The following is a 15278-nucleotide window of genomic DNA, read 5'->3' as shown; positions in this document are numbered from 1 at the left end:
TGTTCACGCTGATCTTTTGATTGCTTGGACAACATGGTAAAACCTCCAAAAACTAGATTTCACTCATATTTTAACAAAAAAAGCTTGTCGATGAAGCCATTTTTTGTGACTTTGTCGACAAGCTGAGGCTCTTTTTAAAAAGAGCCTTTTTTTAATCAATACAGGAAAACTCGCCTCTATTGAGCATCGCTTTGCTCCAAAGAAAGACTATTTCCCCCTATGCTTTTGTTTCGCTTTTTGCTTTCTGAGTAAATACTTTTGTTCTTTTTCCTTTTCCCGCTGCTCTTTTGTCAGCCGCTGTTTCTTTCGTTTTCTTGCATCCAGCTCTTGTTTTATCGCTTCTTGCGCCTTATGAGACACACCGGCATTTTTCAATTCTTTAGACACTTGCCGCTGCAGCCTTTTCGGATTGATTTTGCGCGGGCGGCGGGCGTCCAGCCTAACTCCTTCCTGTTCTGCTTGTGACAGTGCCTGTAAAAGTTGATGATGAACAAAATGCAATACTTCCGAATCCTTCGGCTCTTTGCCAAACAAATGCCGGACAGCTCTCAGCTTACCTCCAATCACAACTTCAATGACTCCTATCCAAAACTGACCATCATAGTAAACCGTTAATTTCATAACGATTCCCTCCTCCATCAACATGTACTTCAGAGAATGACGGACATCCCGAGGAGGGGAAGGTTACTGGCATGATCAATCATGCATCCGGACTACCAACCGAATCGTGTTTTTTCATTCTCCGCTAAAAATTTTATCAATTTTTCCAGTTTAGGAAAAGGGGTAAAGTTCTTTTATATCAATATATTAAGACAGAGTTAATCGAATCATAGAGAGCCCCTGCCCGTTCCTGAAATGCAATATTTTGTTTTTCTAATGGCTCCTTTTATCTAAAGCAGATCCAGTTCCAAAATGACGCGAATTGCAAGGATATAAAACCATTTTCCTTTCAACCAAAAAAGGAAAACAGAATTCGGTTGCCTAGTGTATAATATAACCTGTACATAAAAGCTTTGCTCACTCAAGGGAAGTCTTGCTCACCCTCATTGAAAGGGGGTGATGCATATGACAACATTTGAAACAATCTCATTAATGATTGCTTTCGGCATGTTAATTGCCGTGTTGTCAAAAAAAGAAAAATAGACCTCCCTTGAGCCTGGAAACTTAAAGGGATAGGTCTATCACTTAGATCCTATGAGCAAGCCCTTGGTGGGCTGCTTTTTGTACACTGACTCGACTGTTGGCGCAGTCGGGTCTCTTTTAGTTTATGCATTTTCAAAAAAAGAAATACTTGTGTTAACCAACAGTCAGTTGGTAAAGTGGCGTTTCTAATGAGATTATAACACATGTTCCTTTAAAGTTTCTCCTATTTGTTATCAAAAAATCAACGTTATGTTTACTTTCAAAATCACGTAAAGGTGCGGCTGGATACCTCTTCTATTTGCGTTTCACATGAAAAAGAGATAAAATGATTGTTAAATCGTAATAATTACGCTTTATGTGCCGTATTGAAAGAAAGGCCATATAAATAAACAAGCAAAGGCCGCACAAAGAAAACGGCAAGAGAAGGCAGAAATATAGAGAGCTTGCGAAAGGAGTGAAAAACTCAAGGTGACGATGAAATACTGAGGAGGTTACCGGGGCCTTCTCCCCATTATGGGTATCACCTTTTGGGACAGTTATCGACCGGGTCTGCCTCTATATTCATTCTTAGTTCTTTATCATTTTATCGCTTACAAATCGTAATTATTCTGTTTTGATCGGAGGGAAGATACATATGGCGACATGGGATTTAAGTCATATGAAACATCATATCTTTATCTGCAACGGCAGCAGCTGCAATCGGGTCGGGACTGAGGAACTGACTCAAGTGATTCGGCAAGAAATCTCAGAGCGGGAGCTTGACGATGTCATTCATACAACGCGCACGCGGTGTAATGGAAGATGCCAAGATAAATGCGTGGTCATCCACTACCCGAAAGGAACTTGGTATAAAGATTTAAAACCTGAGGATGTCCCCCTCCTGATTGACTCGCTTTGTACCAATGAAGATTATACAGAAAAAGCAAGCCATTTGTATGATGGCCAACGTTTCGGGCGTTCATCCGGCATCATCGCCGGAGTCCCAAAAGACAAAGAAAAAGTAATCAAAGTATCGAAAAAATTGTAAATGGAGTCGAATGATCATGCCTTTAACTAAAAAGAAAATTCCTGTCACTATTCTCACTGGATATTTAGGCGCCGGGAAAACCACACTTTTAAATCGAATACTTACAGAAAAACACAATCAAAAGATTGCGGTTATTGTTAATGAGTACGGAGAAATCGGGATAGACAATCAGCTCGTCGTTGATTCTGAAGAAGAAATTTTGGAAATGAACAACGGCTGTATCTGTTGCACGGTCCGCGGAGATTTGATTCGTATTTTGCGAACTCTCGTATTCTCAATGGATCAAGGGAAAGTTGCATTCGATCGGGTTTTAATCGAAACAACGGGACTGGCTGACCCTGCCCCTGTTGCCCAGACCTTTTTTATGGATGAACTGCTATCTGACATATTTGAAGTTGACAGTATCGTCACGGTAGTAGACAGCAAGCATATCACAAGGCATCTGGATGATCAGGATGAAGCTCAAGAACAAATCGCTTTTGCTGACGTCATCATCCTCAATAAAACAGATTTAGTATCAAATGACGATCTGGAATCCTTGGAGCAAAGACTTGTCAACATGAATCCTGCGGCTAAGAGGCTGTATGCCAGGGATTGCAACATCAATTTAAAAGATATACTGGGGATCAATACGTTTGACGTCAATCGAAAACTTGAAATCGACCCTCATTTTCTAGAGGATCATCATCACCACCATCATGATGATAAAGTGTCTTCTATTGCTTTTCGGGAAGAGAAGCCTCTTGATTTGGCAAAAGTGGATCATTGGATGAGTTATCTCGTACGGGAAAAAGGCGAAGATTTATTACGTTATAAAGGGATCCTTTCTATTAAAGGGGAAGAATATCGAATCGTATTCCAAGGGTTGCATATGCTGTTTTCAGGACGTCCGGACCGGAAGTGGAATGAAAACGAGACAAAACAAAGCGAACTTGTTTTCATTGGAAAGGACTTGGACAAAGAGGAACTGGAGCGGCAATTTAAAAATTGCATCGCAAAGTGATATTTTTCGCTTTGTTGGCCCTCGCTTTCCTTAAAATAGAAAGAGCGAGCTTTGATTTTGCGAGTCTTTTTCAAGGGCAAAATGAGTTTTTAAGCAGGTTATTGCCTGCTTTTCTTTTTGTTCTTAAAACTGAGCCCCTTGTCCACCTGACAAATTTTCAATTCATTTAAAGAGTGTTGGTTCCTCAGTTCGGGGAAATTTTGATCGTCCCGGCTGCTTCCCGCTCCCACCGGTTTTCAAGCTGAACCTCCAAAGCCTTGTATCTTTTAAGCTCCTTTATGGATGACAGAAAAGACAATTGTTCAGCTGACACGATGACCCCTCCTTAATATAAAAAGAGACACCAAACGAACGCATCAAGCGTAAGTTCAGTGTCCGAAGGTTCTCTCTGTCTTAGACTTTATAAAAACTTAGGATTCAAGGTTTTATTAATCAAATCCTTTTCATTTTCCATAACATCCTGATCTTTAAAATAAATTTTCAATGTAAGAGCGTCAGTAAACATAAAAACTTTATTATGATCTGAAAAGAATAGGTATTGATTTGATCTTACTGCCATTTTCCCAATAATGGAATATTCATTAATATTTTCGATCGCATATCCTCTACATGTTTCAAGCAAAGTTGGTTCCATACTGTATAACCCTTTGGAAATCAGAAATTTTTTATACTCTTTATACGCGATGCTAATCTCTTGATCTTGATCATCTATATCTTCTAAATCTATTTCTCCTTCCCAATACGCACTTAAAAAAGGAGTAACGATGGTATTTTCAAAATTAGTTAAATAAGGGGCGACCCATTTAAAAAATTGATCTTCTAACTCAATCCATTCTTTTGAATCAATGCAAATTTCGGAATACGGGTTCTCGACTGATTCAAATCCAAAAGAACTGTAAAAATCTTTTTTCTTCAATTTTTCATCTGGCATACCAATAATTAATTTAAACTCGTTTTGTTCATCATCTTCCCAGTTGAAAAATTGGTATTCTGACAACTCTTTTAATAATTCTGTTGTTGCTAATTTCATTTCTTCACCTACTTAGATAAAATTCTACCTTTTCCGTCCAATGAGGCAACATCCGTGCGCAAAAGATCAGTGTCCGCAGGCTCACTTTCTTGGACTCGATATTCACGTTCGTTTTTCTTGTCTCTATCGTATGACAAAATGGAATAAAAAAAGCCCCTCTTTTTCTCGGATATAAACATAAAAAAACTTGAAAGGCAATAGCCAATCAAGGCAGAAGAGATACATATTATTTATATTTTCAATTCATCATTCAATAAGTATTAATCATCATCACCAAATAGTAACTCATCCATTTCTTCTCGGTCTTTTGCAATGCCTTCATAAGTTTCGATCAGGTTCTTTAACATCTCAAGTGTTATTTCTCTGTCATTTTCATAGATTTTAACGCTAGCTCCCAATGAGAGTAGCTGTTCTATAATGATTACTAATGATTTCAATTCTTCCGTGTCATAATAATCACATTCAATAACAGGTTTTCCTAATTCAATGGCCTGCTTTAGTTCCTTAATAGGTTTAGATGATGTTTTCCTTAATAACGAAATGTACTTAGTAATATTTGAATCATTGAGTACTTCCACATAAATCAAGTCCATCATAATAACTCCCCTTTAGATTAAAAATCTTTAATATCCTTAATGGGTTTTCCAGGGAGGCTATTTTTATAATTTCCTCCGTGCCACCCGTATAAATGTTCCCTTATTGTTGCAGGATAGATAACTTCTCCTTTGTCACTTAAATGAGGGAATTTAGAAGCGCTATAACTGTGATGTCCTTGCATCGTTTTCCCTTCATATTTTGGCCTCTTATTTTTTAAAATATCTTGTGCTTGCTCTTTTGACCAATTTCTTGTTGGAGCTTCACCATTAAGTATTCTTGTTTTTTCTTGTTTCCAAAAAGCCTTAACACCTTTATCTCGCTTAGCTGCAAACTTCTTATTCCAAGTATATACTTTGTATTCTTCTCGAGTAATAGTCCTATTGTCTATTTTGGATTTAAGTTCCTTTAATTTTTTGACACCAACTTGTTTAAATTGCACAGGGTGTTCTGCCAAATCAAAGTTTTTAACTCTTTCTGCAATAACAGTCTCTGCTTTTTTAGTACTTGTATTTTTTTCGGCTGTTTGAGAAACGTTCTTAGCTTCCTTTTTAGCGACTTCTGATTTCACTTCATTCTTTACTAGCTTTTCAGCTTCTTTTTCAAGGCCTTTTCCAACCTTTTTTATTGCTTTGGTTGTCAGAGTTCTACCTGCATTACCGAGGTTAAGATACTCTAAAATTTCCAATGGCGTTCCTTCAAAGTATGAGTCATTTATTTTAGCTGATGCAGCACCTCTGGCTTCTGGAATACGATCCACAACCATCACTTCTTCTTTGTCATTTGCTATATAGGTGCGTACAATCTGGCCATTTTCATATACACGATATCTGCCGCCAATAAAACTTGGATCTGAATGATCTCGTACAGCTTCGTCTGGAATATGAATATCTTTGACTACTTTCCATCCTTTATGATTATATAGTTTACCATCAATAACCCGGATATCTCCATAAACCTTTGGATGTTTCGCAAGTTCTTTTTGCAATGCATTCAAATCAAAATCGTTCGTATGAACGTCTTGATTGATGTTTTCTTCATTGTCTTCCCTAATCACCGTATCCACATTGGATCGTTTATTTTTGTTGAGCTTTTCAAGCATCATCTCCATCGGAGACGGTTCGGTATTCTTCAGTTGGCTCTGCAGTCCGCCAGCTAGTCCGTTTATTTTAGAGTTATCATCCGACTTTAAAATGGAACCTTTTTGATAGCCGGTAATTTCAATTTTAGGCCCTGTGTACATTTTTTCAAGCCTGGTTATGTATCTCTGCATCGTTTCCAGGTCGTTTTCAGCGGTTTTAAGAGCGCTTGTCTGTTCCCTGTCGAACGTATACAGCTTTTCAATTGTCTGATTGATTTCCTTTAAGGCTTTCTGATTCTGTTCGTGAAAGCCGCTGTCATTCAAATCAGGCAAATCGACAATGTGGCTGACTTTTGCGATCGTGGCGTTTGTTTTAGATACCAAACGCTTCGTTGTGCGGTCGGCTGAATTCACCCCTTGGTCGAGCTCGTGTTCGAGAAAGGTTTGCGATATAAATCCGTTATGATTCGGTTCAAAGGAATTCAGCGCATTTTTGATTTTTTTCAATGCAGACTGATATTCCCCAATAAGAGTTTCGTAAAACTGAAGGAATGGAGTATGGCATTCTTCATAAAAGTTACGTATCGCGTCTCCCCCTTTCCCCTTTAAAGCATCATCAAGTGATGTAATGCCCTCAACACTTTTTTTAACTTTGGCGATTTCGTCTGATTGATGTTTTAATTGTTCCAGCGTTTGATCAATGGCTTTGTGCAACGCTTGAACATCCAGAGTCTTCATAGCATTCTCCTCTAATACTAAAGTGACATATCTCGAGATATTTTACCACTTTATAGAAAAGAATTGGTGAATAAAACCTGTCAATCCATGAAAATGAATCTTTTAGATTAGGTCATTGAACCTATTTGTTAAGGGATTGAAATACATAAAAAAAGCCGCTAATTAAACGGCTAAAAGGATATTCCAAAAACTCATTTTTAGATTAAATAACAAAATAATGATTGGGTGCGCTTGTGATGTTTCTTGAAGCTGTGTTGATATCATCGTTGTTCGAAAAATGACTGAGAAAGCCAAGTCCAATTATCATAATCCCTAAACCGATCTTCATTTTAGACTTCATACAAACATTCCCCCTTCAATATTTGCTTTTGAGCATAGACCATCTTTTTAAGACAGATGAGACTATCCTCTGTTTTTCCATTATAATCTAGATAGGTGCCGGCTAACAATGCCAGCTCTTCCAAATACGGAAATCCTTTGCTTGTTTCCAGTCGGTTGAAAATTTTAAAAAGTGATGTAGTTTCACCCCGTCTTATATAAAGTGACTCGAGAGCTTCAAAAAGGCTTATAAACAGATGATCTTTAAGCTCCACAGCACTTCTAAGCCCTTTTCGGTAATAATCCTTGGCTTTATCATGCTTATTTTGTTTGAAATTGATTAGTGCCAAGTCGTGATATGCTTGCGGCAAATTTTTTGATTTTAATTTTTTATATTGAATGAGAGCTTGTTCAATATATCTTGCAGCCTTATTTAAGTTGTCCATTTTGTGATAGCAGTTGCCAAGGTTGTAAAAAGCAGAAGCGTATATCTGTGGATTTTTCTTTTTTAATAGTTCTGCGCCTCTAAGTGCTTGATTTAGGTGTGGAAGAGCCTTTTCATGATTCTCTAAATCATCATAATTCCCAGCAATGACAAAATGACACTGAATAAGGCGAACAGAATAGAGTTCATATTTTTTGTAAATGTTATATGCACGCTCTGCAAAGTACATCGAAACGTGGGTCATTTTCATGTGGTAATAGACTTCAGCCATTTTAAAGTGAAATTCCGCTTTTTCAATCGAATCTGATATAGCAGGAAATTGACGTTCCGCTCTTTTATAATAAGTAATTGCCTTCGTATATTCTCCATTCCTGAATTCGTACATCCCTCGAAAAAAATGATAATAATACGTAAGCATATGATCTAATTTTCGTTTATTCCCTTCAATTCTCTTCAAATATTCTGATAATTCCATCTGTTTTTCACCCGAAGGTGCTATATATTCAATCATTATACTGTGGCGGAAAGCCATCAACTGATAATAGATTAGTAAATCCTGATCTTCTTCCATAACCTCTATATCCCTTTCAATTTCAGCTTTAAGCATTTCGGCGTCTGTCACATTGAATTTTTGAATATGCTGGTGCCACTCAGTAATTTTCATCCCCACTTCTGCAGATGAGATTCTATCCAACCTTTTCACCCTTCCCTTAACTATACTAATGATGTAAATTTTAACAATATTTCATCATTCGAAAAAGACGTTCGGGCCACCGCAATTAAATTTTCGGTTCCCCCCGCAACAGCAATTTGAGAAAGGATTAAGAACTATTGATTTAATGGGGGTGATTTTAGGTGATTAAAGTTAGATGCTATTGCGGCTTTTTAAAAGGGAGCGCTATATAATCCCAAGAGCTGTCGAAAATTTGTAAATGGCTCGCCGTTTGACCAGATAGTATTTGTCCTTTTTCAACCCTATCTCCATATAAATCTCAATGTCCTTTATTTTTTGAGAGCAACAGGCTGGGAATTCATATACTTCTACCTAATCATAAACTTTATATAATGGCCTTTTTTGAACGTTGAAGATTGCATCACCGATTTCTAGGCAAATATACAATTATGTATAGACAAACTTCCAGTCCAAAATAGTCGAATATAATTCTTTATTATAAATCGTAAGATAAAAAGGAGTGATAGGGCTTGTTTTATGATCAATATCCTGTAAACCCGTTTTCATTCCCATCTTTTCATCGGCCATTTGGAATTGAATCCAGTACCTATGTTCGGAATATGCGAGCATTTAGAGATCTTGACCACCTTCGCAGAAATATTGTTCGTTTATTGGGCAGGATGGGGTATGTATTAGTCAGAATTGGAGTGGATCAATTTAATAATCTAGGAGTTACAGGCCAAAGACCCGGTACAGCCTACCAAGAGCTATGTGAAATCTGGATTTATCATAAACACCTTGAGGGCAGAAGTTACGAGGAAACCGTTCTTGCTGAATGTACTACTGATGAAGAGGCTAAAAGACATGTCGATCAGGTTGTCGCCGCGCTACAGGGAATGGTTCGACCTATAGAGCCTTAATTGTTAGAATTTGCTTCATTAAAGTAGAATCAGAATCACATTCAAACCATGCATTATTAGGGGAGAAGGGCCATTAAAAGCGGATACAACCCGTGCACAAATAGTGTCAGCAGGCTCTCCGTCATGGACTCGCTCTTCACGTTCGTTTTTCTTGTCTTTAACGTATGACAAAGTAGAATAGCCAAAAGCCCACCATTTTATCCCCTTTTAAAAAGTACTCAATTAGAGATCGAGTGCTTGCTATATGCAATTATTCTTCATCGTCCCACTCTTCGTCTTCTTCCCAGTTTTCTTTAGACTCCTTAAGGTTTTCTATGAAAAACTCTAGAAAATTAGTAGCTACTGTTCGACCATAACCCTCTTGATTATCCCAAAGTATAACTGGGCATTCACCATCTACCATCCTGTTTGTATCAAGACAATAAGAGAATTCATCTACGTATTCAATGACTACGATACCATCAATTAAACCATAGTGATCTCTGTAATCTTCAGTAACTGTTACTACTCTTGAAACTTTTCCATGACCTAAAATATCTACACCGTAAATTCCACCGGACCCATAGTTTTTTAAAAACCATTTATAACTTTCGGGTAGTTTTACATTTAGGTTTTCTTGAATATCATTAATTTTTTCGATGCTAATGCCACCTGTAAAATCATCATCTTCAGCATTTTCTTTTATGAATTGTTCAACTTCCGAATAGTTCACAGAAATCACCTCTTAATCTTGATTCTCAAATTGTTTCATTCTTTTTTCTTCGTGATTTTTTAATTCTGTTACTCCAGCCAAACTTATTACTTTCTTGATAGATACAAACAGCTTATTAAACATTTGATCTGATTTTGCTTCAATTCGAGAGGCTAGCCAAAATGCTAAATGCGCTCCAATTTTTGGGGAAGAGCACGGGTTTCATGTTGCTGAAAAAGCGATCACCGGCTAAAAAATTAAATCAGTGTTTCAATGACTGAAGCGGACTCCTAAAGGGTCTGCTTTTTTGTTCTTAACAGCCCTCGGGATTACCCGAGAGCTGTCGTGAGATTGTAAATTGACCCGCCGTTTTATTTGATCGTATTTCTCCTTTTAAGGCCATCTTCATATAAATCTCAAGGAGCCTTTTAATCCTTCACATTGCTTTTCATTAACCATTCTACTTCCGTTAATTCTTGTTTTTGAACGTCTTTTGTGTGTTTTTTTGTGAAATGGACCTTAAGAGCTTCTTCGTTTTCCCAAATCTCCCAGAGCATGATTTTGCGTTCTGATGGTTCAAGGGGATACGCATGGAATTTAATGCATCCTTCTTCTTTGTTCGTTTCTTCCTCAAGTATTTTGAATTCCTTCATTATTTCATTGAGGTCTTTATCACTGATAATTTTTAAGCATGCCGTTATGTAATGCATCCAAATTCCCCCTTCAAATCATTTCATAGCCTTTCATTATAACATTTTCTCGAAAAATGAAAACAACTGCGAAATTTGTCTAATGGCTGCCGTATGGGTTTCCACTTAAAAAAGGGCTCTCTATGAGATGAAGCCCTTTTTCCCTATCTTGAGAATAACCGGACGATATACGTGCCGCTTCCTGATGTTCTGGACACTAAACTTTTTAATGGGTGTTGAAACAATCCGTCTAAAAGTGGTCAAAATGTGGCCAATAAAATGAAAATCGCTCACAGCCGTTGATGTAGCAAGGGCTGTGAGCGATTAGATATTTACATGACCCGTTTAAACATCTTCTCCATCTCATATGTCGAGTAGTGAATGATGATTGGCCGGCCGTGCGGGCATGTGAATGGGTCGGATGTTCTGCGCAGCTCATCGAGCAGGGCGATGATTTCGTCGTCCCGCAGATGATGGTTGGCTTTGATGGAGCCTTTGCAGCTCATCATGATTGCGGCTTCTTCACGCAGTTTTTTGATGTCGATCGTGCGGTCATCAAGGACCTGTTGAATGATGTCTTCAATGATCGTCGTTTCTTCCCCTTTTGGAAACCAAGTCGGGTGGCATCGGACGATATAGCTGCCGGCGCCGAACGATTCGAGAAAGACGCCGACTTTGGCTAAATCGTCCAAGTGCTGGTCGATCGTCAGCGCTTCATTTTTTGAATAATGGAATGTCAGCGGCACAAGCAGGTCCTGGACTTCCGATTCGACTTCCCCGACTTTTTCACGGAAATATTCGTATTTAATCCGCTCCTGTGCGGCGTGCTGATCGATGATGTACAGCCCGTTTTCATTTTGGGCGAGAATGTAGGTGCCGTGCATTTGGCCGATCGGATACATGATCGGCACCCTTTCTTTTGGCGTCTCTTCGTCATGGGCGTTTTCGCCTGCCTGTTCCGGTTCGGCTTGTACGGCCGCTTCGGCTTCCGCCGTATACTCTTCCGCTCCAGGCCATTCAGGTTTGGTGTCTTGCATAATGCTTTCTTCGCGCTCTGCGGGAGCGGGAGGAGGCGGGTCCTTGACTACCGAGCTTAATTTCATCGCCGAAAACGATGGCTCCGGCTTATATTCTCTTTCAATATCAGGATCAGAAAGAGGTGCCGGCTCTCGTACCTGGTCGAAATCAAGCTTTTGCTGTTCCGGTTTATTGATCAGAGGTGCGGTTTTTTTCGGAACTTGCACGCTTGGAATGAGCTGCTGCTGTTTAAAGACGTCTTTGATGGCGTCGCGAATCAGTTCGTGAAGCTCCGTCTCTTTGCTCAGCCTGACCTCCAGCTTTGACGGATGCACGTTGACATCCACAAGCAGCGGGTCCATGTTGATTTCAATAAACGTGATCGGATGGCGGCCGATCGGAAGAAGCGTATGGTAGCCCTCGTGGATCGCTTTCACGAGCGGAAAATTTTTAATGTATCTGCCGTTGACGACAGATGACATGTAATTTCGCGATGCACGCGTAATTTCAGGAAGGGCGATATAGCCTTTCACTTCAAAATCAAGAGATCTCGCTTCAAGCGGGAGCATTTTTTTGGCAACCGCCGTGCCGTAAATCGCCGCAAGCACGTGGCGGACATCGCCGTTTCCGTTTGTCTGCAGAAGCGTTTTCCCTTGATGACGCAGCCTGATCGAAACTTCCGGGTGGGCAAGGGCAATTCTGTTGACCACATCTGTAATGTTGCCAAGCTCCGTATGGATCGTTTTCATATATTTCAGCCTTGCCGGCGTATTGAAAAACAGATTGGTAACCGTAATTTCGGTTCCTCTGCGGCTTGACGCTTTTTGCTCGGAAATGATTCTTCCCCCCTGAAGCGTCAAATGGGTGCCTGCTCCTTCTCCGGTGCTCGTTTTAATGCTTAAATGTGAGACAGACGCGATACTTGGCAAAGCTTCTCCGCGAAATCCGAGCGTTCTGACGCGAAACAGATCGTTTTCGTCTTTGATTTTGCTTGTGGCATGACGCAAAAAAGCCGTTCTGCAGTCTTCTGCATCCATCCCTTCGCCGTCGTCAAGCACTTTAATCGAGGCGAGACCCGCTTCTTCAACATCGATTTCAATCACGGAGCTGTTCGCATCGATTGCATTTTCGACAAGCTCTTTGACGACCGACGCAGGCCTTTCCACTACTTCACCCGCCGCGATTTTATTCGATAAATCGTCTGGCAGCTGAACAATTTTTGCCAAGTTGGGTCACCTCTTTGTTACTTTAATTTTTTTTGCAGCCTGTACAGTTCATTCATGACTTGTATAGGCGTCATATCGAGCAGATCCATCGTTTTAAATTCGGCTAAAACAGCCTGCTCTTTTTTGGAGAGCTTCGTCTCTTTTTCTTTCGGCTTGTCCGTTTCAAAAAATGACAGCTGGGCCGGTTGATCTGCAACAGTTGCCGCGACTTCTTCCGCCGCCTCTTTTACCGTATTCGGAGCCGTTGATGGAACCGCTTCTTTGGCGCCGGATTCAAGCTCTTTCAGGATCGTTTTCGCCCTGCTGATCAAACCGTCGGGCAATTCGGCAAGCTGCGCGACATGGATACCGTAGCTTTTATCTGCTGCGCCTTCTTTTATCTGGTGAAGGAATACGACCTTTCCTTCGTATTCTTCCGCACGAACGTGAACATTCTTCAAGTCGGCAAGCTTTTCTTCAAGGGATGTCAGCTCGTGATAGTGAGTGGAAAACAAAGTCTTCGCGCCGATGTGCTCGTGAACGTACTCGATGATCGCCTGCGCAAGCGCCATTCCGTCGTAAGTAGACGTACCCCGGCCGATTTCGTCAAATAGAATCAAGCTGTTTTTCGTCGCATGAACGATCGCATTTTTGGCTTCAAGCATTTCCACCATAAACGTGCTCTGTCCGGATATCAGATCATCCGCAGCACCGATTCTTGTAAAGATCTGATCAAAGATCGGCAGCACCGCTTTTTTGGCAGGAACAAAACAGCCGATCTGCGCCAAAATGGAGATCAGCGCCATCTGTCTCATATACGTGCTTTTCCCTGACATATTCGGCCCGGTGATTAAAAGCATCTGTCTGCCTTTGCCCATTTCGCAGCTGTTCGGAACGTAAGACTGGCTGTCCATCACCTTTTCTACGACCGGATGCCGTCCGTCGATCACCTGAACGACGTCCTCGGAAAACTCCGGTTTAACATAGTGGCGGTTTTCGCTGATCGTCGCAAAACATTGGAGCACATCAAGCTCGCTCATCATTTTTGCCAGCTGCTGCAGGCGCGGGATATATTCCTTCACCTTGCTGCGAAGCTCGGAAAACAGCTCATACTCCAGTTCGCAAATATTGTTTTCCGCTTCGAGAATCAGCGCTTCTTTTTCTTTCAGCTCCGGCGTGATGTAGCGTTCTGCATTGGTCAGCGTCTGCTTCCGTTCATAGCGGCCTTCTTCAAGCAGATGGATGTTGGCTTTCGTCACTTCAATATAATAGCCGAACACCTTGTTAAAGCCGACTTTTAAAGAGCGGATTCCCGTGTACTCGCGTTCCTGCTGCTCAAGCCTTGCGATCCAGTCCTTTCCGTTCTTGCTTGCGTCCCTGTATTCATCCAGCTTCTCGTGATAGCCGTCTTTGATCAAGTTCCCCTCTTTTAATGAAAGCGGCGGATTCTCGTATAGCGCATCTTCCAAAAGATTCAAAAGATCGCCGCACGGATCGATTTTCTCGGCGCGCGCTTTTGCTTTCGGATGGTCGAGGGAGCCGACAAGCTGTTTGATGGCCGGCACTTGTTTCAGCGATTCCTTTAGCTGGATCAAATCTCGGGCATTGACGTTGCCGTAAGCGACCCTTCCGGCGAGCCGCTCGAGATCGTATACTTCCTTCAGCCGTTCGCGCAAATCTTCCCGCTCAAACAAATGGGCGATCAGCGTTTCGACGATTTCCTGGCGCTCTTCGATCTGTCCCTTTCTGATCAGCGGTCTGTCGATCCATTGCTTTAACAGCCTTCCTCCCATTGCCGTTTTCGTTTCATCCAAAAGCCAAAGAAGCGAGCCTTTTTTGTTTTTCGAACGGATCGTTTCCGTCAGCTCGAGATTGCGTTTCGAATACAAATCGATTTTCATCGCTTCTTCGAGCTCGTAAGCCTGAACGTTTTGAAGGTGGTCAAGGCTTCTTTTCTGCGTCCGCTTCAAGTAGACGTAAAGCCTCATAAACGTATCGACAAGCTCTTTGGACGCCAGTCCGTTCACAATGTCAGGCACTTCATCTGCTTGTTCATCCTCGAAAGAAATCGTGGCGCCGCAGCGCTCTTTCAGCAGCGCGACATCTTTCTCGTCAAAGTTGCGGCTGACGACGATTTCCCTTGCTCCGACAGAGTAAATCTCGGAAACGACATCATCAAGCCTTTCGATAATCGTCACTAAGTTCTCGCCCGTCGTCAAATCAGAAAAAGCGAGCCCGTATGTATGCTGAAATTCACTGACAGAGGCGATAAAGTTGTTTTCATTTTCATGAATTCCTTTTCCGTCCATCACGGTGCCGGGTGTGATCAGCTGCACGACTTCCCTTTTGACGACTCCTTTGGCCGATTTAGGGTCCTCCACCTGCTCACAGATCGCGACTTTATAGCCTTTTTTAATGAGCTGTTCGATATATGAAGAGCATGAATGATAAGGAACCCCGCACATCGGGATTCTTTCGCTCGATCCACCGTCTCTGCTCGTCAGCGTGATTTCGAGTTCCTGAGACGCCTTTTTGGCATCTTCAAAAAACATTTCATAAAAGTCTCCAAGACGAAAAAATAAAAAGGCATCCTGATACTCTGCCTTAATCTTTAAATATTGCTGTATCATAGGCGTGTAGCCTGTCATATTTAATCCCTCACTATGTATAAACGTTTCTATTGATTCCAACACTCATTATACCA

At 41.0% G+C, this 15278-nt stretch carries 13 protein-coding genes and 1 pseudogene; 4 read left to right on the top strand and 10 right to left on the bottom strand.

Annotation, left to right across the window (positions count from 1 at the left end):
* Positions 1-207: 207 nt before the first annotated feature.
* Positions 208-694 (bottom strand): annotated as a pseudogene (locus KI350_RS05280) (YjdF family protein).
* Positions 695-1059: 365 nt separating this feature from the next.
* Between KI350_RS05280 and KI350_RS22955 the strand changes: the two are divergent.
* From KI350_RS22955 to KI350_RS05270, 3 genes are all read left to right on the top strand, one after another.
* Positions 1060-1143 (top strand): putative holin-like toxin, encoded by an 84-nt coding sequence (locus KI350_RS22955; RefSeq protein ID WP_034291561.1) that lies wholly within the window; start codon positions 1060-1062, stop codon positions 1141-1143.
* 634 nt (positions 1144-1777) lie between these two features.
* Complete coding sequence (locus KI350_RS05275) at positions 1778-2170, top strand: (2Fe-2S) ferredoxin domain-containing protein (protein WP_059230528.1); 393 nt, start codon at positions 1778-1780, stop codon at positions 2168-2170.
* A gap of 10 nt (positions 2171-2180) precedes the next feature.
* Positions 2181-3173, top strand: a complete 993-nt coding sequence (locus KI350_RS05270) for a CobW family GTP-binding protein (RefSeq protein WP_059230531.1) — start codon at positions 2181-2183, stop codon at positions 3171-3173.
* A gap of 184 nt (positions 3174-3357) precedes the next feature.
* Here KI350_RS05270 and KI350_RS23195 read toward each other — a convergent pair whose 3' ends face one another.
* The 5 genes from KI350_RS23195 to KI350_RS05240 all read right to left on the bottom strand — a co-directional run bounded on the left by KI350_RS23195 (position 3358) and on the right by KI350_RS05240 (position 8073).
* Positions 3358-3486 (bottom strand): hypothetical protein, encoded by a 129-nt coding sequence (locus KI350_RS23195; protein ID WP_261378961.1) that lies wholly within the window; start codon positions 3484-3486, stop codon positions 3358-3360.
* Between the two features lie 87 nt (positions 3487-3573).
* Positions 3574-4203: a hypothetical protein gene (locus KI350_RS05260; RefSeq protein WP_059230532.1), complete on the bottom strand. Its 630-nt coding sequence runs from the start codon at positions 4201-4203 to the stop codon at positions 3574-3576.
* 260 nt (positions 4204-4463) lie between these two features.
* Positions 4464-4799 (bottom strand): hypothetical protein, encoded by a 336-nt coding sequence (locus KI350_RS05255; RefSeq protein ID WP_236808553.1) that lies wholly within the window; start codon positions 4797-4799, stop codon positions 4464-4466.
* Between the two features lie 17 nt (positions 4800-4816).
* The gene (locus KI350_RS22950) at positions 4817-6616 is read right to left on the bottom strand and encodes a T7SS effector LXG polymorphic toxin (protein ID WP_081303578.1); all 1800 of its coding nucleotides are present in this window, start codon (positions 6614-6616) and stop codon (positions 4817-4819) included.
* 329 nt (positions 6617-6945) lie between these two features.
* Complete coding sequence (locus KI350_RS05240) at positions 6946-8073, bottom strand: response regulator aspartate phosphatase (RefSeq protein ID WP_023857670.1); 1128 nt, start codon at positions 8071-8073, stop codon at positions 6946-6948.
* 509 nt (positions 8074-8582) lie between these two features.
* Here KI350_RS05240 and KI350_RS05235 point away from each other — a divergent pair.
* Complete coding sequence (locus KI350_RS05235; RefSeq protein ID WP_020451469.1) at positions 8583-8972, top strand: hypothetical protein; 390 nt, start codon at positions 8583-8585, stop codon at positions 8970-8972.
* A 250-nt stretch (positions 8973-9222) separates the two neighbouring features.
* Here the strand turns inward: KI350_RS05235 and KI350_RS05230 are convergent, their stop codons facing one another.
* The 4 genes from KI350_RS05230 to mutS form a co-directional block, all read right to left on the bottom strand.
* Positions 9223-9684 carry an SMI1/KNR4 family protein gene (locus KI350_RS05230; RefSeq protein ID WP_025811450.1) on the bottom strand — a complete coding sequence of 154 codons (462 nt, stop codon included), beginning with the start codon at positions 9682-9684 and terminating at the stop codon, positions 9223-9225.
* Between the two features lie 407 nt (positions 9685-10091).
* Complete coding sequence (locus KI350_RS05225) at positions 10092-10373, bottom strand: putative quinol monooxygenase (RefSeq protein ID WP_020451467.1); 282 nt, start codon at positions 10371-10373, stop codon at positions 10092-10094.
* A 311-nt stretch (positions 10374-10684) separates the two neighbouring features.
* Positions 10685-12595 carry a DNA mismatch repair endonuclease MutL gene (gene mutL, locus KI350_RS05220; protein ID WP_059230539.1) on the bottom strand — a complete coding sequence of 637 codons (1911 nt, stop codon included), beginning with the start codon at positions 12593-12595 and terminating at the stop codon, positions 10685-10687.
* A 17-nt stretch (positions 12596-12612) separates the two neighbouring features.
* Complete coding sequence (mutS, locus tag KI350_RS05215; RefSeq protein WP_059230541.1) at positions 12613-15222, bottom strand: DNA mismatch repair protein MutS; 2610 nt, start codon at positions 15220-15222, stop codon at positions 12613-12615.
* Between the last annotated feature and the right edge of the window lie 56 nt (positions 15223-15278).

Source organism: Bacillus sp. J41TS8 (assembly GCF_018333035.1).
Classification (GTDB): domain Bacteria; phylum Bacillota; class Bacilli; order Bacillales; family Bacillaceae; genus Bacillus; species Bacillus paralicheniformis.
Note: the sequence above shows the minus strand (reverse complement) of the source record. Positions and strands in the feature narration are given on the sequence as shown.

Bases quoted from the DNA above. Each gene is read 5' to 3' on its own strand.
- KI350_RS22955 (WP_034291561.1), top strand. From the start codon at position 1,060: ATGCATATGACAACATTTGAAACAATCTCATTAATGATTGCTTTCGGC.
- KI350_RS05275 (WP_059230528.1), top strand. From the start codon at position 1,778: ATGGCGACATGGGATTTAAGTCATATGAAACATCATATCTTTATCTGC.
- KI350_RS05270 (WP_059230531.1), top strand. From the start codon at position 2,181: ATGATCATGCCTTTAACTAAAAAGAAAATTCCTGTCACTATTCTCACT.
- KI350_RS05260 (WP_059230532.1), bottom strand. From the start codon at position 4,203: ATGAAATTAGCAACAACAGAATTATTAAAAGAGTTGTCAGAATACCAA.
- KI350_RS05255 (WP_236808553.1), bottom strand. From the start codon at position 4,799: ATGATGGACTTGATTTATGTGGAAGTACTCAATGATTCAAATATTACT.
- KI350_RS22950 (WP_081303578.1), bottom strand. From the start codon at position 6,616: ATGAAGACTCTGGATGTTCAAGCGTTGCACAAAGCCATTGATCAAACG.
- KI350_RS05225 (WP_020451467.1), bottom strand. From the start codon at position 10,373: ATGCATTACATAACGGCATGCTTAAAAATTATCAGTGATAAAGACCTC.
- mutS (WP_059230541.1), bottom strand. From the start codon at position 15,222: ATGACAGGCTACACGCCTATGATACAGCAATATTTAAAGATTAAGGCA.